This is a genomic window from Devosia sp. P3_B2, from assembly GCF_056402875.1.
This window is the reverse complement of record NZ_JBFUGO010000010.1, coordinates 336,203-358,443: the sequence shown is the minus strand read 5'-3', so window position 1 is coordinate 358,443 and position 22,241 is coordinate 336,203. Positions and strand designations below refer to the sequence as shown.

The window sequence follows — 22,241 nt, the reverse complement described above, 5'->3', positions numbered from 1 at the left end:
CCCGGCAGGGACTTGCGCTGGCACCCCAATCCGGTAAAGCAGAGCCCTTCTCCCGCCGCAGGTCTTCCCATGCTCGATATCAACTGGATCAAAGCCAATCCCGCCGCGTTCGATGCTGCGCTCGCCGAGCGCAAGAACGTGCCGTTCAAGGCCTCCGAGCTGATCGCCATCGACGAGTCCCGCCGCGCCGCGATCCTCGCCGTCGAGGAAGCGCAGGCGAAGCGCAACGCCATGTCGAAGCTGATCGGCCAGGCCAAGGCGCAGAAGGACGAGGCCAAGGCCAACGAGTTGATGGCCGAGGTCGCCTCGCTCAAGGACGCGATCCAGACCGGCGAAGCCGCCCGCAGGGACGCGGAAGAGGGGCTCCGCAACGCGCTGCTCGTCATCCCCAACATCCCGCTCGAAGAAGTGCCCCGCGGTGCCGACGAGGCTGACAACAAAGAGTACTTTGGCCTAAACGGCTCTCCCGCCACCGCCGCCAAGGCGCGTCCGGCAAAGCCCAGCTTTAGCTACAAGCCGAAGGAGCACTTCGAAACCGGCGAGGCCATGGGCCAGATGGACTTCGAAGTCGCCGCCAAGATCAGCGGCAGCCGCTTCGTGGTGCTGAAGAGCCACCTCGCACGGCTCGAGCGCTCGATTGGCCAGTTCATGCTCGATCTACACGTCGATCAGCACGGCTACACTGAAGTCCAGCCGCCGCTGCTGGTGAAGGACGACGCGCTCTACGGCACCAACCAGTTGCCGAAGTTCGCCGACGACTTGTTCTTCACCCCGCATGGCGACGGTCGGCTGGCCCTGATCCCGACCGCCGAGGTGCCGCTCACCAACTTCGTGCGCGACAGCATCCTGTCGGAGGACGAACTGCCGCTGCGCCTCACGGCACTCACCCCGTGCTTCAGGTCCGAGGCCGGTTCGGCGGGCCGTGACACCCGCGGCATGCTGCGGCAGCATCAGTTCAACAAGGTCGAGATGGTGGCGATCACCACGCCGGAGACCTCGGGCGAAGAGCACGAGAAGATGCTGTCGGACGCCGAGGATGTGCTGAAGCAGTTGGGCATCCACTACCGCGTGATGATGCTCTCGACCGGCGATATGGGCTTCGGCGCTCAAAAGACCTACGATCTCGAGGCCTGGCTGCCGGGGCAGGACACCTACCGCGAGATCTCGTCGGTGTCGGTGTGCGGGGACTTCCAGGCGCGTCGCATGGATGCACGCGTGAAGGGCAAGGACGGCAAGATTCGTCATGTTCATACGCTGAACGGCTCAGGTGTCGCCGTCGGCCGGGCCCTGATCGCCGTGATGGAAAACTACCAGCAGGAAGATGGCTCGATCGCCATCCCAGAGGTGCTCCAGCCTTACATGAAGGGCCTGACGTCGATCGGCGCGAAATCTTGAGTGAGAACCGTGTGAGAATCCTCATCACCAACGATGACGGCGTGGACGCCCCGGGCATCGCGGTGATGCGCGAGATTGCGCTGACGATCAGCGATGACGTCTGGGTGGTGGCGCCCGATGGCAACCAATCCGGTGCCTCGCATCGCTTCACCTTCGGGCGCGAACTTGGGGTCGATCGGCGTGAGGAGCGGGTGTACGCCATCGTCGGCGGCTCTCCGGCCGACTGCGTGGTTGCCGGCATGACCCATATCTGCAAGGACCTGAAGCCAGGGCTGGTGCTGTCCGGCATCAACAACGGCCAGAACCTCGGCGATATCCTCAACTGCTCCGGCACGGTCGCGGGCGCCCGCGAAGGGGCGCTGCACGGTGCGCTCGGCATCGGCATTAGCCAGGGCGTCGACTATGAGCGCGGGACCGACGTCGACTGGACCAACTCGCGCCAGTATGCGGCGCGCGTGGTCAGCCAGCTGATGGGCTCGGTGAAAAGCCGCGACGCCTATTTCAACGTCAACATCCCGTTCTGCGCGCCCGAAGACGTGGCCGGCATCCGCGTCGTGCCGTTCCAGCGCTTCGCCCGCTCACCCATGGCCTACTACCCCAGCGACAACGCCGGTAAGTTCTTCATCGCGATCCCCGAGACGCCCAAGCCGCTCGACGAAGAGCACGACTTCCGGCTCGCCATGCACGGCAACGCCATCACGGTGACCCCGCTGATGCTGCAGCACACGCATTACGAGATGGTCGGCCAGCTGGACGGCGCCTTGGCGCTCTGAAGTCCAGAATTGAACGAACTGAACTGGTTTCGTTCAATTCGTACCCTTGCAAGTCCTTGTGCATTTCTCCCTCCCCTCTGACGTCGATACGGCCATTGTCGCACCGTCAGCGCGCGCGGGGATAAGCGGCCGGCGGGCCCCGGAGCCTCGAAGGTCTCGCCAAGTTGTGGGGCGGATCGCGCACCGTCGACGCGGGAGATGGGGCAGGGGAGCTGCCATGTCGCCGCCGCTCGTTTGTCCGTACATGAAGGCGTTCTGAAGCGTTGTTCAGGTGCAGGGTCCCTTAACCCTACCGACTCCTGAATCTCGTGATCGGCGATTTGAGCAATTTGCGTCGCGTTTAAATCACTCTTTACCTTAACGCCCTAATCTCAAGTCCATTGAGTACCTGCGTAGAGTGGACTGATGAGTAACCGCGTGACCGGTAAGACGTTTAGAACCGCCGCGATTGTGGGCCTGTTCGCAGGTGCCACGGCGCTCTCGGGGTGTAGCTCGCTTGGTGGCCTCGGCTTTGACCGGACGACGACCGGCTCGGTCAACTCCGCCGCGCCGATGAACACGGCGCAGGCCATGCCCAAGACGCTCGTTCCTCCAGAAAACATTGGCGGCGGTTCCGGTCCTGCGCTGGTCGGCTCCAACAACATGGGCAGCCAGCCCCTGGGTAGCCAGCCGCTTGGCTCAGTATCGACCGAAGACTTGCCTGTGCTCACTTCATCAGCCAACGGAAGCAATCAGATGATGCCCGCTGCCCAGCCCCTGAGCCCGGTTCCGGCCACTACCACTCTGGCGTCCGCCCCGGCTTCGAACACCCTCGTCTCCGTCCCCTCGGACGCCTACGTCCACGTGATTGAAAGCGGTGAAAGCCTCTACACCGTCGCACGCCGCTACAACGTGACGGCCCAGGCGATCATCCAGGCCAACGGCTTCTCTTCGCCGGACAAGATTTATGTCGGCCAGAAGATCGTTATCCCGGGCAAGGCTTCGAACCTCGCGGCGCTCGGCCCCAAGGGCACCAAGCCGCAGACGCTCGGCGCGCCGCCGTCCGATCTGGCCGCGCCCAAGCCGGTCACCGTTGCGTCCATCGAGCCCGAGGCGAAAATGCCGCTGGCGGCGGTCAAGCCGCTGGCTCCCGCCGCAGCCGCCCCGTCGGTTGCCGAAGCGCAGCCGCTGCAGCAGCCCAAGACCGAGCCCGTGCTCTCCGGAGCGGACAAGTTCCGCTGGCCGATCTCGGGCCGCGTCATCACCGACTTCGCCAATTCCAAGGGCACCGGCATCAACATTGAGGCGCCGGAAGGCGCGGCCGTGCGGGCTGCCGAGAACGGCCAGGTGATCTACGCCGGCTCCGGTGTCGAGGGCTATGGCAACCTCGTGCTGATCCGCCACCCCAATGGCTATGTCTCGGCCTATGCCCACCTCAAGGATATGAACGTCGCCAAGGGTACCGTGGTGAACCGCGGCGACAATATCGGCACCGCCGGCAAGACCGGCTCGGTGTCGAAGTCCCAGCTGCACTTCGAACTGCGCAAGGGCGCCACACCGGTGGACCCGCTGCCGCTGCTCGCCAGCTGAGTTCGGACGCTAGAATTGAGAGGGCCCCGGAGCGATCCGGGGCCTTTGTCGTTTGGGCTTGGTGAGGCTGACTGCCTTCTCCCCTTGTGGGAGAAGGCAGGCCGGTGGGTGGCTAAACCGCAAACGCCCTTACCGAGTGCCGGATCTCCAGCGGCTTGGCCGGATCGATGTCCACCCAGGTCTTGATGCCGCGCGTGTTGATCGGGTTGGGGCCGGTGGAGACGTCGGTGTGAAGGTCGAAGGCCGAGGCGAGGGGCTCGAGGCCGACGGCGCGGAACTGGCCGTTCCACGGTTCGCCCTTGATGCCACCGTCTGTGTGCCAGATCATCAGGGTGGGCAGCAGATCGCGGTCCCAGTCGAGCTCGAAGCCGGCGCCTTCGTCGAGATAGATCCCGGTGAGGGGGCTGGTGGCGCCGCAGAGCTGCACGTTCTTGTCGGTCCGCGGCGACAGCGGGACGTGGGACATGTCCACACGAGCACCATCCTTCGGCACCGAGCTGAGGCTCTCGAACTCCTGCGGATCGCCTTCGGCGGTCTGACCGGGATGGGTGAGACCAAACTGGAAATCGAGCTTCAACTCCAGCCGGCCCGGATCGTCGGGCATGCGGAAGTTGGGGTGGAGGCCCGCCGAGATCGCGGCCTTGTGGCGGGCGAAGATCCGCATGGTGAAATCGAGCGCCGGCGATCCCTCGCGAGCGGTGATCACCCGCTCGACCTTGCGCACCACCGAGTCCGGATCGTAGTCGAGCGACAGCGTGACGCTGCGGTCGTCGCCCTGGACGATGGTCCACTCGCGATGGGCGCTCGGACCATGGATGGTGTCGTTGGCCTTCTGCGTCATCAGGCTACCCCATTCGGGCAGGTTCGGACCGGCGGTGCGGCCGCCGGTGCCGAAGGGCAGACCGACGAAATCGCCCGCCAGCACGCGCAGGTGCCCGGTGATCGAGGGATCGTCGACCGTGCCGAGCCATGGCGCCCGCGCGAACGGCTTGAACGGCTTGCCGTCGAGCAGGAAGGTGGTGTCGGCCAGCATGGCAGCCGTACTCAGGATGGTCGCTTCGCCGTGCGACCACCTCAACTTATGCGAAACGCTCATAATTCCCCTCGGCCCCTCGTCTGGAAATCGGAGGCATTCGTTGCAGTATCGGTCCTGCGCCGCAAGCTAAGGGAACTCGGCATAGGTCTGAGTTGGCCGCCGGCACTTGGGGCTAGATAGCCTTGCCCTGCTCCCCGGCGATGGCTCGCACGAATTGTATCGCGACGCGACCGGAGCGCGCGCCCCGTGTCATCGACCATTCCACCGCACGAGCCCGCAGCGTCTCGTCGTCGATCGTGAGCCCATACTCGTCGCAATAGCCGCGGATCATTGCGAGGTAGGTCGGCTGGTCGCAGTTGTGGAAGCCGAGCCACAGCCCGAAACGGTCCGATAGCGATACCTTCTCGTCCACCGCTTCGCCCGGCGTGATCGCGGTTGAGCGCTCGTTCTCCACCATGTCGCGCGGCATCAGGTGGCGCCGGTTCGAGGTGGCATAGAACAGCACGTTCTCCGGCCGCCCTTCGAGCCCGCCATCGAGGATGGTCTTCAGCGACTTGTAGCTGGTCTCGTCCTTGTCGAAGCTGAGGTCGTCGCAGAACACGATGAAGTGGGCGTCCTCGCGCGAGATCAGCCGCATGAGCCGGGGCAGGGCCTCGATATCCTCGCGGGCGATCTCGATGAGGATCAGCCGCTTCAGGCCGGCTTCACCCAGGGCGTCGATATGCGCGTGCACGGCCTTCACCAGCGAGCTCTTGCCCATGCCCCGCGCGCCCCATAGCAGCGCATTGTTCGCCGCATAGCCGTGCGCGAACTGCAGGGTGTTCTGCAGCAGGATCTCCTGCACGTCATCGATGCCCTTGAGCATGCTGAGCGGCACGCGCGACACCTTGGGCACCGGCAGCAGCGTGCCGGTGGCGGCATCCCAGTGATAGGCACTGGCTTCCGTCAGCGCCGGGGCAGGGACAGCGATGCTCGGCTTCATGGCTTCCAGCGTGTCGGCGATGCGCGCGAGGGCCGCCGCGATGGCGGCGGAATGGTCGTCGGTCATAAGGGCAGAACTCCCGGGTACGCCCCCGTTTTGACGCAGCCCGATTGGCTTTGCAATCCTTGTGCACCGCCTCTATATTCCGGCCGATTTTTGCCGGGTAGGACTGCCCTTCGCCGGAAACCAGCCCTATATGGGTCAACAACGGCCATCCGACGTGCCGACAGCCACTAAGCAAGGAGCTTCTTAATGTTCGTGACCCCCGCCTATGCGCAAGCCGCAGGCGCCGCCGCCCCCGGTGGCGGCATGGATCTGATTATCCAGTTTGCCCCGATCCTGCTGCTGGTCGTGATCTTCTGGCTGCTCATCTTCCGCCCGCAGCAGAAGCGCATGAAGGCGCATCAGGCGATGCTCGGCGCGATCACCCGTGGCGATACCATCGTTACCTCCGGCGGCATTGTCGGCAAAGTGACAAAGGCCGTTGATGGCGAGGATCTCGAGGTCGAGATCGCCCAGGGCACCCGCGTCAAGATCGCTCGCTCCGGCATCACCGACGTGCGCTCCAAGTCGACCCCGGTCAACGACAACAAGGCTTCCTGAGCCACTCCTTTCAGCCGGCACCGCGCAAGTGGGCCGGCTGACGCATTTCTGACATAGACGCGGAGCCACTGGGCTCCGCTTGCCCCTGGGCAGCTTGCCGCCGCCATTGGGCACCATACAGGATCCAAGTTCCGACCATGCAGTCATCGCCAATCCGGTCAGCCATCATCGTCATCGTTGCGATACTTGGCATCCTGTTCACCATTCCGAGCTTCCTGCCCAAGGACATGCTGGCCGCCTGGCCAGGCTTCCTGCCCAAGCAGACCGTGGTCCTCGGCCTCGACCTGCAGGGTGGCTCGCACCTGTTGTTGCAGGTCAACCGTGACTCGATCATTGCCGAGCGCATCAAGAGCCTGCGGCGCGATGTGCGCTCAGCCCTCGCCAACGACAACGGCATTGGCAACCTGATCACCACAAGTGCGGACTCGATCACCATCGAGCTGACGGACCCGACCCAGAAGGAGGCCGCCCTGGCGGCCATCCAGAAGCTCCAGACCAATATCTCGAGCAATTTCGGCGTTGGCGGCGTGCCCGAGCTGGCATTCTCCGAGACCGCGGACGGCAAGCTCGTCGTGTCGCTGACGCCCGACGGCGTCAAGGAGCGCATGTCTTCGCTGGTAGCGCAGTCGATGGAAGTCATCCGCAATCGCGTCGACGAAGTGGGCACCACCGAGCCGACCATTCAGCGCCAGGGCCAGGACCGCGTGCTGGTTCAGGTTCCGGGCTTCGAAGATTCCGCGCGCCTAAAGGAACTGATCTCGCGTACGGCGCGCCTGACCTTCCACCTGGTTCACCCGACGATGACCGCGGCGCAGGCCGAGGCCCAGGGCATCCCCGCCGGCTACTTCATCCTGCCGAGCGCCGATGGCGGCAAGGAACTGCTCAACGAGAACGTCGAACTCGGCGGTGAATCGCTGACCAACGCGCAGCCCGGCTTCGACCAGCAGACATCGCGCTCCGTCGTCAGCTTCCAGTTCGATACCCGCGGCGCCATCACCTTCGGCGAAATCACTTCCAAGAACGTCGGCAAGCGCTTTGCCATCGTCCTCGACAACCAGGTGATCACCGCTCCGGTCATCCAGCAGCCGATTACCGGCGGTTCGGGCCAGATCAGCGGCAACTTTACGCCGCAGACCTCCAACGACCTCGCCGTGCTGCTCCGCGCCGGCGCGCTGCCGGCCTCGCTCGACGTGGTCGAGGAACGCTCGGTCGGCCCGAGCCTCGGCGCTGACTCCATCCGTGCGGGTATCACTGCCGGCGCCGTGGCGTCTGTGCTGGTGCTGGCGTTCATGGTCATCGCCTACGGCATGTTTGGCGTGTTCGCCAACGTGGCGCTGCTGCTCAACGTCGTCCTGATCCTTGGCTCGCTGTCGGCCATCGGCGCGACCCTCACGCTGCCCGGCATCGCCGGTATCGTCTTGACCATCGGCGTCGCGGTGGACGCCAACGTCCTGATCTACGAGCGCATGCGCGAGGAGCAGCGGGCCGGCAAGTCGATCCTCGCCTCGCTCGATGCGGGCTTCCACCGCGCCTGGGGGACGATCATCGACTCCCACCTGACGCAGCTGATCGCGGCCATTGTGCTGTATTTCCTCGGCTCGGGCCCGATCCAGGGCTTCGCCGTGACGCTGGCCCTGGGCATCCTGACCTCGCTGTTCACCGCCTATACGGTGACCCGCTTCTTCATCGGCATCTGGTATCACTGGAAGCGCCCCAAGACGCTCCGGATCCAGCACTTCCGCTTCATCCCGGACGGCACCAAGATCGATTTCATGAAGATGTCGCGGACCGCGATCATCATCTCGGTCGTCCTCACGGTGCTCGCCATCGGCACGGCCTTCGTCAAGGGCTTCAACCTCGGCATCGACTTCGTCGGCGGCTCCGCCATCGAGGTGCAGCACACCGCCGAGGGCGACGCGGACCCGGCCAGAGTGCGCGAGTTGCTGGACCCGCTGGGCCTCGGCGAAGTGCAGGTGCAGAGCTTCGGCAACCCGCAGGACCTGCTGGTCCGCATCCAGCTGCAGGACGGTGGCGACGCCGCGCAGCAGGTGGCCGTGCAGGAGGTCACCAAGACCCTCGCAACCGAGAACTACGAGGTGCGCCGCACCGAAGCGGTGAGCGGCACCGTGTCGGGCGAACTGGCCTTCAACGGCACCATCGCGGTGCTCGTAACGCTGGTCGCCATCCTGATCTACGTATGGTTCCGCTTCGAGTGGCAGTTCGGCCTCGCGGCCGTGACGACGACGCTGCACGACGTGATCATGACGGTGGGGCTGTTCTCGATAACCGGGCTGGAGTTCAACCTCAGTTCGATCGCGGCGGTGCTGACGCTTGTCGGTCTGTCGCTCAACGAAACGGTGGTGATTTCCGACCGCGTCCGAGAGAACCTACGAAAATACAAGAAGATGTCGGTTGCCGAGATCATCAATCTCTCGATCAACCAGACGATCGTTCGCACCTCGCTGACGCAGTTCACCGTGCTCCTGGCGCTGTTCCCGCTGGTGTTCTTCGGCGGCGAGTCGATCCGCGGCTTCACCATCGCGATGACTTTCGGCTCGATCTTCGGCATGTACTCGTCGATCTTCATCGGCGGCCCGATCCTGATCCACTTCGGCCTAAAGCCGCGCAGCGAGATGGAAGAGGCCAAGGAGAAGAAGGCCAAGGCCGACAAGCGCGCCGACGGCGCAGCGGTTTAGTCCATGGTTGAACGGGGGGAGGGGTTTTACCCCCGGCAGACCCAGATCGACGCCTACGGCAACGGCGGCTTCCGCTTCGCCGGGCTGTCGCACCGCGGCTCTCTCCTCTGTCTCCCGGGCGGCATGTTCGCCTGGGAGCCGAGCCAGCCGGCGGATGTGACGCTGCAGAGCCTTGCTCCGGTGTTTGCCGTGGCCGATCAGCTCGACGTGCTGTTGATCGGGCTCGGCGGCGATATTGCCATCCTCGATCCCGCCATCCGCGCGGCCCTCAGGGAAAGCAGGATCATCGTCGAGGCGATCGCCACCGGCGGTGCCGTCCGCACCTACAACGTGCTGCTCGCCGAGGACCGCGCGGTTGGAGCGGCGCTGCTTGCTGTCGAGAACGCCCGATGAGCGACAACGCCGGCTACGTCGCGAGCTTCCTCCGCGACGCCGACCGCGACCGCTATTTCGCGACCCTGCTGCTCAAGGAGCCAGAGCGCACCGCCATCCAGTCGCTCTATGCCTTCAGCGCCGACGTGGCTTCGATCCGCGATCGGGCCCGAGAGCCGGCGGCCGGCGAAATTCGGCTGCAATGGTGGGTCGATGCCCTGAAGGGCGAGGGGCATGGCAATGTCCGCCAGAACCCGCTCGCGGCGGCGCTGCTCGACGCGATCTCCACCTATGGCCTACCGGCCGGACCGCTGTTGCGGCTGGTGGCCGCGCGTCGCTTCGATCTCTACCAGGATCCGATGCCCGATGTGGCGAGCTTCGAGGGCTACGCGGGCGAGACGGTGTCGGTGCTTTATCAGCTCGCCGCGATGATCCTCAACGGCGGTACGGAAGTGGAGACCGGCGATGCGGCCGGCCATCTCGGCGTCGCCCATGCGCTGACCGGGCATCTCCGCGCCTTTGGCTTCAACGCCTCACAGGGCCGCATTTTCCTGCCGATGAGTATCTTCGGCGCCAATGGCGTGACGGATGGGGAGATCCTGGCCGGGCAGAAAAGCGAGGGTCTGTTTGCGGCGCTTGGGCAGATCAACGATCTAGCGGTCGAACATCTGACAAAAGCCCGCGCAGCCATTGCAGTGTTGCCGAAGCCGCTGCGCCCCGCCTTCGCGCCGGTCGCACTGCTGGCCTTGCAGCTTCGGCGGATCGCGTTATCGCGAACGCCATTTGCACCGATTGCTGATCTGGCGGACTGGCGAAAAATCGCCATGATGAGCTGGTGGGCGTTACGCCACTGACAGGGGATCGCATGAATCTCAGGGCCTGGTTGGAGAAGCAGGCTCCGGATTTCCTAATGACCGGCCAACGCTTTCCGTTCGCCATCCTGCTCGCAGCCCTCACCACCATCATTGTCATCGGCGCCATCAATGGCCTCGAATGGATGCGCGACGAAGTGTGGGCGCGCGCCGCTCTCGGTCTTGCCACTGGCTCGGTGCTCGCCGTTGCGGGCGTTTACTTCGCCGAGAGCCGGCCAGAGGCGCGCCTTGCGGGTCTGCTCCTCAAGTATGCGTTGCCTATAGCGGTGGTCGCCGCCTTCCAGATACGGGACATCACCTGGTTCGTGCCGTTCGCGATCCCCGCCGTGGCCGTGCTCTGGCTTTCGGTGTCGCCGTTCACCCGGATAGAACGGGGCGTGCCGCGCGAAGAGCAGCAGAACCGCTTCTGGTGGATCAATTTCCAGGCCTTCGCGACTGCGGTCATTGCAGCTGCAGCGTTCCTCATCGTCGCCCTGGGCCTCGCCGCCATCGAGCGCTCGCTTGCCATCCTGTTCGGGCTCGAGACCGGGCAGGTATTCTACAACTGGGTGCTGCCGTTCACCGGCTTGTTCCTCACCCCGGTCTATTGGCTATCGACCCTGCCGCACGTCTCGGCCTACCGCGCTGAGGAACTGGAGCAGGCCGATTTCCTGCCGCGAACGTTCGGTTTCCTGGGGCAGTTCGTGCTGGTGCCGCTGCTGCTGATCTACGCCCTGATCCTCCTGGTCTATACCGCGCAGATCGTCGTCACCCAGAAGCTGCCCGAGGGCATGATCGGCTGGATGGTCCTCGGCTTCGTCGTCATCGGCGCCGCCACCTGGCTGGTGCTGCACCCGCCCTTCGTGCGGACTCGACCTCTCGTCCGGCTGTTCCGCACCTGGTGGTTCTGGCTGACGCTGATCCCGCTGGCGCTGTTCTTCGTGGCGGTCTGGATCCGCATCGATGCCTATGGGCTTACCGACGAGCGCATGCTGCTCGCGGCCGGAGGATTCTGGGCAACGGGGCTCGCCGTGGTCTACCTCCTCGGACGCGGCGATATCCGGCTGATCCCGGCGTTCGCCGGCATCATTCTGCTGGCGCTGTCGGTGGGACCGTGGAACTACGCCAATCTTCCGGTCAGCAGCCAGGCGCTGCGGCTCGACGCGGTGGTAATGAACGCCGGCGCCGACAAGAGCGCGTCGCCGCCGCGTGGCGATTGGAACGCCGCGGAGATCGCCGAGGCGCGCGGCATCATCGACTACCTGGCGGGCTCGCCCGGAGGGCGGCGGGCGGTCCGGGAGGTGATGGGGAAGTACGGCGTCAGCTGGGATCCCGCACAGGACGGCTCTTACGTCGTACTGGAGGCGCTGGGTGTGAGCGAGCCGACAGTCGACGGGCTGCCGCGCTATGCAACGCTCTGGCGCGATTTCACCACGGCACTGGACGTCTCGGCCACGCCCTACCTGATCCGGCCGGTCAGCATCTACGGAGACGCGGTGCTCGACGCCAGCCCGCTCCGGTTTGAAGCCAAGAGCGGTGAGCTGTGGGTCGGCGCCGAAGGCGCGGGGCCTGAGGCGCTCACCAAACTGGACCTGGTACCCTGGTTTACACAGCAGGACGGCAGTTACCTGGTCTCACCCTGGCTCGATTTTGTGGTGGACGGGCGGAGCTACCGGCTCGCCGTCGAGTCCATGACCTTCGACCGCGGCGAGAACAACGCGGGTCCTCGCACGCTTAGCACTGTCATAGGCCAGCTGTTCTCGGACCGGCCTAAGCCCACGCCATGATGTCGTCCAGCGCCCGCGAGGTGATCGCCTCGCGCTTCGCGATCGTCTTCTCGGTCGATTTCCAGCGGCCGACATGGCCCTCGGGCTTGCTGATCGATACGGGCGGGAACAGGCCGAAATTGACGTTCATCGGCTGGAAGCTGCGGGCACCGGAATAGGCTTCCGCCTCGAGGTGACCGCCGGTGATGTGGTTGATCAGCGCGCCCATCGCCGTCGTCTCCGGCGGCATCGCCAGTTGCTCGCCGCGCGCGTCGGCGGCGGCCATGCGGCCCGCCATCAGGCCCACAGCGGCGCTTTCGACATAACCCTCGACGCCGGTCACCTGGCCGGCAAATCGCAGGCGCGGCATGGCCTTCAGCTTCAGGTCCGGTCCCAGCACCTTGGGGGAGTTGAGGAAGGTGTTGCGATGGAGACCGCCGAGCCGCGCGAACTGGGCGTTCTCAAGCCCCGGGATCATGCGGAAAATCTCGGCCTGGATGCCGTAGCGCATCTTGGTCTGGAACCCGACCATGTTCCACAGCGTCCCCAGCGCGTTGTCCTGGCGGAGCTGTACGATGGCGTGCGCCTTGACCGTTGGGTTGCGCGGGTTGGTGAGGCCGACCGGCTTCATCGGGCCCCAGCGCAGCGTGTCGCGGCCGCGCTCGGCCATGACTTCGATCGGCAGGCAGCCGTCGAAGTACGGCACCTTCTCCCAGTCCTTGAACTCATGCAGCGGCGCGGTGACCAGTGCGTCGACGAAGGCGTTGTACTGCTTCTCGTCCATCGGGCAGTTGAGATAATCCTGCCCGTTCCCCATCGGACCGACCTTGTCGTAGCGCGACTGCGCCCAGACGATGTCGCGATCGATCGAGTCGCCATGGACGATGGGCGCGATGGCGTCGAAGAAGGCCAGAGAATCCTCGCCGGTCAGCGCCTGAATGGCGGAGGCAAGGGCAGGGGAGGTCAGCGGCCCGGTCGCCACCACCACGTTCTGCCACTCTTCCGGAGGTAGCCCGGCGATCTCTCCGCGCTCGATGCTGATGTTGGGGTGATTGTGGATCGCGACAGTCACCGCATCCGAGAATGCGTCGCGATCGACCGCAAGCGCTCCACCCGCAGGCAGCTTGTGCGCATCGGCGGCCCGCATGATGATCGAGCCGCACCGCCGCATCTCTTCATGCAGCAGGCCGACAGCGTTGTGCTGGTGATCGTCGGAGCGGAAGCTGTTGGAGCAGACCAACTCGGCAAAGCCTTCGGTCTGGTGTGCATCGGTCTTCTGGACCGGGCGCATCTCGTGCAGCACGACCTTGGCGCCGGCCTCGGCTGCTTGCCAGGCGGCTTCTGAGCCGGCGAGACCGCCGCCGATCACATGAATGGGTTCATCGTGTTTTGACATGGGCGCCAGATAGCAAGCGGGGCCGGCCTGCGCAACTTTCAGCACAGCCCTCGGACGACACGGGGACGTGTGTTACCGGCCGCGCGCCCGGGTGCTAAAAATTGGATTGGCCGGGTCGCCCCCTCGGCGACGCGTTTCCCACCTGTCACGGTCCGGTCCCGGGCAGTGTGCACCAAGCGTAGGGAGGCCCACATGAATAGAATGTTCGTTGGTTTTGTCGCCCTCGGGGCGATTGCCCTGACTGTCTGGCCGGTGTTTGCGGATGATGCTGCCAACGAGGCACTCGCCCGGCGGTTCTACACCGAGTTCAATGCCCGGAATTTCGCTGCCTTTCCGGAATTCATCGCCGCTGATGTCGTCGATCACACCGCCGGACCCGACATGGCGGCGGGCGTCGAGGGGCTGACGAAGGAGCTTCAGGGCTTTGCCACCGCCTTCTCCGACATGAAGATCGAGAACGAGCTGGTGCTGGTGAGCGGTGACTACGTGACCGTGGTCTCCACGGCCAAGGGCACCAATGACGGGGCGATGATGGAGATGCCCGCCACCAACAAGCCGGTGGACTTCAAGGCGATCGACGTCTGGCTTGTCCGTGACGGCAAGCTCGCCGAAGTCTGGCACGTCGAACAGTTGCTGCAGATGATGACTCAGATGGGTGCAATGAAGCCCCCGGCGGCGAACTGAGGCTGCGAGGCGCAGGCCTGCGAATGCCCATGAGCGGCTCGGTCGCGCTGCTCTTGTTTTGTGATTGGACGCCGGATAGCTAGCGAGGCAGGACCACGCAGCTTTCTGGAGACGCCATGACCATCACGCTTTGGGGACGCCTGAGTTCGGGCAACGTGCAGAAGGTGGTGTGGGCGTTGGAGGAGCTCGAACTGTCCTACACGCATGTCCCGCTCGGGGGCAGCTTCAAGGGCAACGACACGCCGGAATATCTGGCGATGAACCCCAACGGGCTGGTGCCGACGCTGCGTGATGGCGACCTGACGGTCTGGGAGAGCCACGCCATTGTCCGCTATCTGAGCGCTGAGTATGGCAGCGGGTTGCTGTTCCCGATGGAAGCGCGTGATCGGGCTGTGGTGGACCAGTGGGCGGACTGGACGGCCACTACATTCCAGCCGGCCTGGATCTCACTGTTCTGGCTAAAGGTCAGGACGCCTGTGGCACAGCAGGATGCAGCAGCGATCGACAAGGCGCTTGCGGCTTCGGTGAAGTGCTTTGCCATGCTGGAGGCGCGGCTGAGCCAGGTGCCGTATCTCGGGGGCGAGGATCTCACCTATGCCGATATCGTCGCCGGTGCGGCGATGTTCCGCTGGTCGACCATGGCGATCGAGCGGCCGTCGCTGCCGCATGTCGAAGCGTGGCACGCCCGGCTCAACGAGCGCGCGGCGTTCCGCAAGGCGATCAACGTGTCATATGAGGAACTGGTGGGGCGGCTGGCGTTCTAGCGCGAACGGAGCCCCAGAAAGGCTGAACGCCCGCTTCTATCAGGAAGCGAGCGTTCTAGGATGCCGGCGTCGAACACGAACCAGAAAGCGAACCGTTAGATGGTGCGCGCATGGTCGCGGGCGATACGCTGGATGTCGGTGCGAGTGATGCCGAGATCGCTCAGCTGACGGGTGTCGAGAGCGTTGAGCTCACGGACGGTCTGCTGATAAGCGGCCCACTTCTTCAGCGTGGTGCGAATACCCATTTGGAAGTCTCCTTTCGTTTACGAGGACATAGATAGTCCCGTTCACGGGGAACGAGCAGATGGAGATGTTCGAGTACAGCTATGCGAGCAGCGCATGGCATTAACCGCTCACGTTCATTTGCGATTCAGGTTCGCGGCCGCGCCAGGGCAAGAAAATGGCCGCCGGGCACACGGCGGCCATTCTCGAATGGTTAGCGACGAATGAAGCTCAGCGGTCGAACAGCCCGCGGGTCATTTTCTGGAAGTCGGCGCCCGAAAGCCCTAGGGCGTCACGGATCGTAGGGACATCCATCTCCCGCAGCGTCTGCTTGATGTCGACCAGCCGCTTCATGCGCCAGACGGCTCGAACAAACATGGCGTTCTCCTTTTCGGATCACCACGAAAGTAGCATGAGCCGATTTGCGCGAAGGCACATGCGGTGAGTTTTCAGTGCCGGCATGCGCAAGGCGCATGGCAAATTCATTCTACTGTCATGATCGCAGCCGCCAACGGCGGCAACAAACGACAGCGGCGCTGCCATAGCGCGCCGCTGGTTTGCCACTGAGATGAACGGCACACGACCGCTAGCTGAACGCTATTCCGCTGCAGTGCGCTGCGGGCGGCGCTCCATGACTTCCTTGAGGAAGCGGCCAGTGTGCGAGTGCTTGTTCGCGGCAATATCCTCGGGGGTGCCGACGCCGACCACCTGGCCGCCGCCGTCGCCGCCCTCGGGCCCCATGTCGATGACCCAGTCGGCGGTCTTGATGACCTCGAGATTGTGCTCGATCACTACCACGGTGTTGCCGGTGTCGACGAGTTCGTGCAGCACTTCGAGCAACTTGGCGATATCGTGGAAGTGGAGGCCGGTGGTCGGTTCGTCCAGCATGTAGAGCGTGCGCCCGGTGGCGCGTCGCGACAGTTCCTTCGAGAGCTTGACGCGCTGCGCCTCGCCGCCTGAGAGGGTCGTTGCCGGCTGGCCCACCTTGACGTAGCCCAGCCCAACGCGCTGCAGCGTCGCGAACTTCTCGCGGATCGACGGCACGGCGGCGAAGAAGTCCACCGCTTCATCGATGGTCATGTCGAGCACGTCGGCGATCGACTTGCCCTTGAACTGCACTTCGAGCGTCTCGCGGTTGTAGCGGTGGCCCTTGCAGACTTCGCAGGTGACGTAGACGTCGGGCAGGAAGTGCATCTCGATCTTGATGACGCCGTCGCCCTCGCACTTCTCGCAGCGGCCGCCTTTCACGTTGAACGAGAACCGGCCCGGGCCATAGCCGCGCGCCTTGCTCTCCGGCAGGCCGGCGAACCACTCGCGCATCGGAGTGAAGGCGCCGGTATAGGTCGCGGGATTGGAGCGCGGGGTACGACCGATCGGCGACTGGTCGATGTCGATGACCTTGTCGAGGTGCTCGAGCCCGGTGAGATGGTTGTGCGGCGCCGGGTTGACGCGCGCGCCGTTCAGCCGGCGGGCGATGGCCTGGTACATGGTGTCGATCATCAGCGTCGACTTGCCGCCGCCGGAGACGCCCGTGATGGCGACGAAGTTGCCCAGGGGCACGTCGACCGAGACGTTCTTCAAATTGTTGCCCGTGGCGCCGTCGATGTGGAGCTTCTTGGTCTTCGATTGCTTCCGGCGCTCGACCGGCATCGGGATCATCATCGCGCCCGAGAGGTACTGGCCGGTGATGCTCTTGGGGTTGCTGATCACCTGCTGCGGCGTGCCTTCGGCGACGATGTGCCCACCATGGACGCCGGCACCGGGGCCGATATCGACCACGTAGTCGGCGGTGAGGATGGCGTCCTCGTCATGCTCGACGACGATCACCGTGTTGCCGATGTCGCGCAGCCGCTGCAGCGTTTCGAGCAGGCGGGCATTGTCGCGCTGATGCAGGCCAATCGAGGGCTCGTCGAGCACGTAGAGCACGCCGGTGAGGCCGGAGCCGATCTGGCTGGCGAGGCGGATGCGCTGGCTTTCACCACCCGACAGCGAGCCGGAGTTGCGGGCCAGCGTCAGGTAGTCAAGGCCGACGGCGTTGAGGAAGCCCAGGCGCTCGCGGATCTCCTTGAAGATGCGCTCGCCGATCTGGTTCTGCTGCTCGGTGAGGCGGCTCGGCAGTTCAGTGAACCACTCGGCGGCCGCCTTGATCGACTTCTCGCTGACCTGTCCGATGTGGAGGCCGTCGATCTTCACGGCCAGCGCTTCGGGCTTCATGCGGTAGCCGTTGCAGGCGAGGCAAGGCGCCTGCGACATGTAGCGCTCAATCTCCTCGCGCATGCCAGCGCTCTCGGTCTCCTTGTAGCGCCGCTCCAGGTTGCCGATCACGCCCTCGAAGGGCTTCGTGCTCTTGTAGGTGCGGAGGCCGTCGTCATAGACGAAGTTGATCGGCGTCGAGCCGGTGCCGAAGAGGATCGCGTGCTGCACTTCGAAGGGCAGCTCTTCCCACGCGGTGCCGGTCGAGGCGCCATAGTGCTTGGCCACGGCCTGCAGCGTCTGCAGGTAATAGGGCGCTGATGTCTTAGACCATGGCAGGATGGCCCCGTCGCGCAGCGAAAGGCTGACATCGGGGACGATCATGTTCGGGTCGATCTTCTGCTCGGTGCCCAGACCGTCGCAGACCGGGCAGGCGCCGAACGGATTGTTGAACGAGAACAGCCGCGGCTCGATCTCGGGAATGGTGAAGCCCGAGATCGGATCGGCGAACTTTTCCGAGAAGATCAGCCGCTTCGGGGTGCCGTTCTCGTCAAGTTCGTCGGCGAACTCGGCGAAGGCGATACCGTCGGCGAGCTTCAGGGCGGTCTCGAAGCTTTCAGCGAGGCGGGTAGCGATGTCGGGGCCGACAACGAGTCTGTCTACAACGACTTCCACGTCATGCTTGATCTTCTTGTCGAGGTTGGGCGCGTCCTCGATGTCGTGGAACTCGCCGTCGATCTTCACGCGCTGAAAACCCTTGCGCATCAGATCGTTGAGCTCGCGCTTGTACTCGCCCTTGCGACCACGGGCGATCGGCGCCAGCAGGTAAAGCCGCGTTTCCGGCGGCTGCGCCATGACGATATCGACCATCTGGCTGACGGTCTGGCTCTGGATAGGGAGGCCGGTGACCGGCGAGTAGGGGATGCCAACGCGCGCAAAGAGCAGGCGCAGATAGTCGTAGATCTCCGTGACAGTTCCAACGGTAGACCGTGGATTTCTGCTGGTCGTCTTCTGCTCGATCGAGATGGCCGGCGACAGGCCGTCGATCTGCTCGACATCCGGCTTCTGCATCATCTCGAGGAACTGGCGGGCGTAAGCGGAGAGCGACTCCACGTAGCGGCGCTGGCCCTCGGCATAGATCGTGTCGAAGGCGAGCGACGACTTACCTGAGCCCGAGAGCCCAGTCATCACGATGAGGCTATCGCGGGGCAGCCTCAAGTCGATGTTCTTGAGGTTGTGCTCCTTGGCGCCCCTGATGACGAGATCGCGGTTCGGATTAGGTCTATCGGCCATCAAAGACTTCCACTTGACGAGGGCGAGCGAACATAGTGCCGCTTTGTGCCAAATCGTGTCAGGGTTTCAAAAAAGAGGGGCTAGGCCGCACATCTGGGTATCCGGCGCCCGACTTGCAACTTAACCACGCCGCAACGGTTCCTGTCACCACGACCGTTCGACATCCCGCTCAAACGTGATGTGAACATAAGCGGAACAAACCAGAGTCGGTCAAGACCGCTGCTAATGGAATCTGTTCGCCGCACGCTTGACAAACCGGCTGACGAGTAGAACATAAAGAGAACGGACGAAACTGTGGGCGAGCGGCGAATGTCGCGCGCGCCGTCCGGACGATAGCGGTAGGATACGCGCCGGAGTTTCTCCCGGGCGCGTATCCGGGAAAGTTGAAAGGAAAGTGCCATGGCTGGCAGCGTGAACAAGGTCATCCTCGTCGGTAACCTCGGCAACGACCCGGAAGTGCGGAACCTGCCGTCGGGCGGCAAGGTGGTGAACCTGAGCGTCGCGACCTCCGAACAGTGGCGCGACAAGAATTCCGGCGAGCGCAAGGAGCGCACCGAGTGGCACCGCGTGGTGATCTTCTCGGAAGGCCTGGTGCGTGTCGCCGAGCAGTACCTGAAGAAGGGCGCCAAGGTGTACATCGAGGGCCAGTTGCAGACCCGCAAGTGGCAGGACCAATCCGGCCAGGACAAGTACTCGACCGAAATCGTGCTGCAGGGCTTCAACTCGACCCTAACCATGCTCGATGGCCGCGGTGAAGGCGGTGGCGACAGCGCCGGCGGCTTCTCCAGCCCGCGCGAGTCCTCGTCGTTCGGTGGCCCGCCGGCCCGCCAGGAGCGCCGCCCGAGCTCGGCTCCGGCGTTTGAGTCCGGCGGCATGGACGACGATATTCCGTTCTGAGGCGGCGCCGGACTACAGGCGTAGCATCGGACGTGAGGTTGAAACGGGGCGCCCAGGCGGCCCGTTTCGTTTTGTGGGAAGCTCCAGGACTATCTCGGCACGATGCTGCCCCAGATCACCAGGGTCCTGACCGTGTAGGTCAGCTGGCCCGCTGCGGCGTAGGGAGCGAGAAGCTCAGCGAGTTCGGCGTCGAACGCTGCAGTCCGATCGCCGAGCTTCGAGTAGGCCCAGGTGTCGCGCGAGTGCTGGCACTTGATGAAATCCTCGACGCTCCAGGAGCCGCGTGCAGCAGGAGCCTGGGGAACAGCCGGTCGTGATCCATCCAGTGGATGCTGGCGGCGGCAACGGTGAGGTCGAAGCGCCGGCCGTCGAGCGGCGCTTCTTCGGCGAGGCCTCGCACCCAGTGAAGGTTCGGCACCCGGCCGCCGGGGAGGGTATGTCCGAGTGCGATCATGTGCCGCGAGGGGTGGACGGCAACCACATCGGCACCGGGTCAGTGGGCGGGACACCTTGCCCGGACTGCAGCCGATATCCAGCATCGCGTCATGCCGAGGCGCCAGCTGGTGCAGCTTCTCGAACACCGCTTCAGGGTAGGGCGGGCGATAGGGGTAGGTCGACGACCTCGCGTTCCTCGAATGATGCCCCGGGACGATCGTTCATCAGCTGCCTCCAACCAGTCGACAGCATAACAAGCGATGGTGCCGGATCGACGACGCTTAGCCGGCCAGCCGTGATCTCACCCGTCTCGGCGCGGCGACGCTCTGGTTGCGGCCCTGGGATTTGGCGTCGTAGAGGGCGAGGTCGGCGGTGCTGATCAGCCAGGAGCCGTCATGGACCGCGTCCTCGTCGCGCGAGTCGATCGTGGCGACGCCGATGCTGATGGTGGCGACGCGCCAGGGCAGGTTGCGCTCGTGCGGGATGGCCAGCGACTGCACCTGCCGGCAGAGCTCGGTGGCGATGGTGCGCGCGGCGTCGGCGTCGGTGTCGGGGAGAAGAAGCGCCAACTCCTCGCCACCATAGCGGGCCGCCAGATCGCTGGGGCGTCGGGCGGCCATGGCGACCACCGCGGCAATGGCCTTCAGGCAGGCGTCGCCCGCGAGGTGGCCGTGGTCGTCGTTGAAGCGCTTGAACCGGTCGGCATCGATCATCAGCAGAGACAGCGGTGAAGCGAGGCGGCTGGCGCGGGCCACTTCACGGGTAAGCGCCGTATCGAAGGCGCGCCGGTTGGCAATGCCGGTGAGACCGTCGCGCATAGCGAGGCTTTCGAGCTTCAGCTCGAGGCGCTTGCGTTCGCTGATATCGCGGGTGACACCGACCACCGATACGCGCTCGGAGCGTTCGGCTGCGATCCGCAACGAGGTCTCCAGCCAGATCTCGCGGCCATCCCGGTGCTGCACCCGGAAGGCCACGGTCTCCTGTTCGGAGAGCCCTTTGCGCAACCGTTCGGCAGCGGCCTCCACCGCGGGCCGGTCGAGAGGGTTCACCACCTCGAAGGCGTTCTTGCCCAGCATCTCCGCCGGCCGGTAGCCGGTCAGCCGCTCGAGGGCAGGGGAGATGTAGGTGCGCGTGCCATCGCTGTCGAAGCGCTCCACCAGGTCGCTGGCGCTTTCGGCGAGCAGGCGGAATTCCGCTTCCTTCTGCTCCAACACCGTCTCGCTGCTCTGCCGGCGGCGGATCTGGTCAGTGAGGCGGAGGCCTAGCAACGCGGCGACGAGCACCATACCGAGGGTGATGGCGCTGCGCTGCAGGGCGCCGGTCCACCAGCCGGCCAAAGCTTCGGCGTGCGAAACCGCGACCACCGCGACCACCGGATAGCGCGAGCCGCGATCGTAGCCGCCGATCCGGCGGTGGCCGTCGATGGCGGAGTCGTAGTGATAGGCGCCGGAGGCATTGGCGGGTCGGCGTGCATCGAACAGGTCGCCTTCGCCGAGGTCCGCGCCGATCAGTTCGGGGCGGTAGGGCTTGCGGCTGAGCAGCAGGCCGTCATTGTCATAGAGGCTGATGGTGCCCATGGCGCCGACATCGATGCCGTCATAGACGTCCGCGAAATAGCGGGAATCGATGGCGGCGACGACCACGCCGCCAAAGCTGCCATCCGGTTTGTCGAAGCGACGACTGACGGTGGTGATCAGCGCGTTGTCGCCAGTGTGGATCGGCGCGCCGAAGGACGGTGCGTCGCTCGGCGAGTTCATGTGGTCGCGGAAATAGCTGTAGGTGCTCTGGTTGTCGCCCGGCGGCATGTTGGCCGAGGTGGTGACGATCCAGTTGCCGTCGGCATCGTAGACATAGATGCCGCGCAGCCTCTGCGCGCTCTCCATGGTGCGCAGCATGAAGGCCTCGGTCTCCTTCACCCCCTCTGGGTCGGTGCCGGCGGTCTCGATCTCGAAGGTCACCAGGGACACCGCCTGGTCGGCGATCTCGTAGGTGTCCTCGGCATGCTGGCGCATCGAGCGGGCGAGATTGCGCGTCTCGAGCTCGGCCTTCTGCAGCGCTGCATTATAGGCAACCCACTCGCGCCAGCCCTCGAGCGCGACGATCGCCGCGCAGATGGCGAGCACGTAGAGCGCCGCGCGCAGAGTCAGCGATTTCGGGGCCGGACGGACCATGAGGCGAGGCTTCCGGAACGGATTCTGTCCCGGACTGTGTCGCATGCTCTCGTTAACATCGGCAGAAGCGGGAACTTAGCATCGTCCCTCATCCGTTCACCAAAACGCAAACGGACGGCCAATGGCCGTCCGTCAAAACGCGT

Annotated in this window: 19 protein-coding genes; 11 read left to right on the top strand and 8 right to left on the bottom strand. The window is 64.7% G+C overall.

The window, feature by feature from the left end; genetic code table 11:
* Window positions 1–69 precede the first annotated feature (69 nt).
* The 3 genes from serS (at window position 70) to AC1DV8_RS16795 (ending at window position 3,737) form a co-directional block, all read left to right on the top strand.
* Window positions 70–1,395, top strand: coding sequence for a serine--tRNA ligase (gene serS / locus AC1DV8_RS16805; RefSeq protein ID WP_477158230.1), 1,326 nt, complete (start codon window positions 70–72; stop codon window positions 1,393–1,395).
* An 11-nt stretch (window positions 1,396–1,406) separates the two neighbouring features.
* Window positions 1,407–2,168: a 5'/3'-nucleotidase SurE gene (gene surE / locus AC1DV8_RS16800; protein ID WP_477152031.1), complete on the top strand. Its 762-nt coding sequence runs from the start codon at window positions 1,407–1,409 to the stop codon at window positions 2,166–2,168.
* Window positions 2,169–2,573: 405 nt separating this feature from the next.
* Window positions 2,574–3,737 carry a peptidoglycan DD-metalloendopeptidase family protein gene (locus AC1DV8_RS16795; protein WP_477158229.1) on the top strand — a complete coding sequence of 388 codons (1,164 nt, stop codon included), beginning with the start codon at window positions 2,574–2,576 and terminating at the stop codon, window positions 3,735–3,737.
* Between the two features lie 112 nt (window positions 3,738–3,849).
* Here AC1DV8_RS16795 and AC1DV8_RS16790 read toward each other — a convergent pair whose 3' ends face one another.
* Together AC1DV8_RS16790 and AC1DV8_RS16785 are read right to left on the bottom strand one after the other, a co-directional pair.
* Window positions 3,850–4,833, bottom strand: coding sequence for a hypothetical protein (locus tag AC1DV8_RS16790; protein WP_477158228.1), 984 nt, complete (start codon window positions 4,831–4,833; stop codon window positions 3,850–3,852).
* A 112-nt stretch (window positions 4,834–4,945) separates the two neighbouring features.
* A complete protein-coding gene (locus tag AC1DV8_RS16785; RefSeq protein ID WP_477158227.1) occupies window positions 4,946–5,821 on the bottom strand; it encodes an ATP-binding protein in 876 nt (291 codons plus the stop codon).
* A gap of 186 nt (window positions 5,822–6,007) precedes the next feature.
* Here AC1DV8_RS16785 and yajC point away from each other — a divergent pair, with 186 nt between their 5' ends.
* The 5 genes from yajC to AC1DV8_RS16760 all read left to right on the top strand — a co-directional run bounded on the left by yajC (window position 6,008) and on the right by AC1DV8_RS16760 (window position 12,064).
* On the top strand, window positions 6,008–6,358 hold the full coding sequence (gene yajC, locus AC1DV8_RS16780; protein ID WP_477152027.1) for a preprotein translocase subunit YajC: 351 nt from the start codon (window positions 6,008–6,010) through the stop codon (window positions 6,356–6,358).
* Between the two features lie 137 nt (window positions 6,359–6,495).
* Window positions 6,496–9,054, top strand: a complete 2,559-nt coding sequence (secD, locus tag AC1DV8_RS16775) for a protein translocase subunit SecD (RefSeq protein WP_477152026.1) — start codon at window positions 6,496–6,498, stop codon at window positions 9,052–9,054.
* Window positions 9,055–9,057: 3 nt separating this feature from the next.
* Complete coding sequence (locus AC1DV8_RS16770; protein WP_477158226.1) at window positions 9,058–9,447, top strand: Mth938-like domain-containing protein; 390 nt, start codon at window positions 9,058–9,060, stop codon at window positions 9,445–9,447.
* Complete coding sequence (locus AC1DV8_RS16765; RefSeq protein WP_477158225.1) at window positions 9,444–10,280, top strand: phytoene/squalene synthase family protein; 837 nt, start codon at window positions 9,444–9,446, stop codon at window positions 10,278–10,280. The genes AC1DV8_RS16770 and AC1DV8_RS16765 overlap by 4 nt, the downstream gene beginning before the upstream one ends.
* Window positions 10,281–10,336: 56 nt before the next feature.
* Entirely contained in the window at window positions 10,337–12,064 is a 1,728-nt protein-coding gene (locus tag AC1DV8_RS16760; protein WP_477158224.1) for a DUF4153 domain-containing protein, read from the top strand.
* Here AC1DV8_RS16760 and trmFO read toward each other — a convergent pair.
* Window positions 12,048–13,439, bottom strand: a complete 1,392-nt coding sequence (gene trmFO / locus AC1DV8_RS16755) for a methylenetetrahydrofolate--tRNA-(uracil(54)-C(5))-methyltransferase (FADH(2)-oxidizing) TrmFO (RefSeq protein ID WP_477158223.1) — start codon at window positions 13,437–13,439, stop codon at window positions 12,048–12,050. The genes AC1DV8_RS16760 and trmFO overlap by 17 nt on opposite strands.
* Window positions 13,440–13,631: 192 nt before the next feature.
* On the opposite strand from trmFO, the gene AC1DV8_RS16750 reads away from it, so the two are divergent.
* Together AC1DV8_RS16750 and AC1DV8_RS16745 are read left to right on the top strand one after the other, a co-directional pair.
* Window positions 13,632–14,123 carry an ester cyclase gene (locus AC1DV8_RS16750; RefSeq protein WP_477158222.1) on the top strand — a complete coding sequence of 164 codons (492 nt, stop codon included), beginning with the start codon at window positions 13,632–13,634 and terminating at the stop codon, window positions 14,121–14,123.
* 116 nt (window positions 14,124–14,239) lie between these two features.
* On the top strand, window positions 14,240–14,887 hold the full coding sequence (locus AC1DV8_RS16745) for a glutathione S-transferase family protein (protein ID WP_477158221.1): 648 nt from the start codon (window positions 14,240–14,242) through the stop codon (window positions 14,885–14,887).
* 95 nt (window positions 14,888–14,982) lie between these two features.
* Here the strand turns inward: AC1DV8_RS16745 and AC1DV8_RS16740 are convergent, their stop codons facing one another.
* The 3 genes from AC1DV8_RS16740 to uvrA form a co-directional block, all read right to left on the bottom strand.
* Complete coding sequence (locus AC1DV8_RS16740; RefSeq protein WP_082434573.1) at window positions 14,983–15,132, bottom strand: DUF1127 domain-containing protein; 150 nt, start codon at window positions 15,130–15,132, stop codon at window positions 14,983–14,985.
* 208 nt (window positions 15,133–15,340) lie between these two features.
* A complete protein-coding gene (locus AC1DV8_RS16735) occupies window positions 15,341–15,487 on the bottom strand; it encodes a hypothetical protein (protein ID WP_477152019.1) in 147 nt (48 codons plus the stop codon).
* A gap of 219 nt (window positions 15,488–15,706) precedes the next feature.
* A complete protein-coding gene (gene uvrA / locus AC1DV8_RS16730; RefSeq protein ID WP_477158220.1) occupies window positions 15,707–18,595 on the bottom strand; it encodes an excinuclease ABC subunit UvrA in 2,889 nt (962 codons plus the stop codon).
* Window positions 18,596–18,994: 399 nt separating this feature from the next.
* On the opposite strand from uvrA, the gene AC1DV8_RS16725 reads away from it, so the two are divergent.
* Entirely contained in the window at window positions 18,995–19,492 is a 498-nt protein-coding gene (locus tag AC1DV8_RS16725) for a single-stranded DNA-binding protein (protein WP_477152017.1), read from the top strand.
* 139 nt (window positions 19,493–19,631) lie between these two features.
* Here AC1DV8_RS16725 and AC1DV8_RS16720 read toward each other — a convergent pair whose 3' ends face one another.
* The gene (locus AC1DV8_RS16720) at window positions 19,632–19,946 is read right to left on the bottom strand and encodes a class I SAM-dependent methyltransferase (protein WP_477158219.1); all 315 of its coding nucleotides are present in this window, start codon (window positions 19,944–19,946) and stop codon (window positions 19,632–19,634) included.
* A gap of 262 nt (window positions 19,947–20,208) precedes the next feature.
* Window positions 20,209–22,098: a sensor domain-containing diguanylate cyclase gene (locus tag AC1DV8_RS16715; RefSeq protein ID WP_477158218.1), complete on the bottom strand. Its 1,890-nt coding sequence runs from the start codon at window positions 22,096–22,098 to the stop codon at window positions 20,209–20,211.
* Window positions 22,099–22,241: the final 143 nt, after the last annotated feature.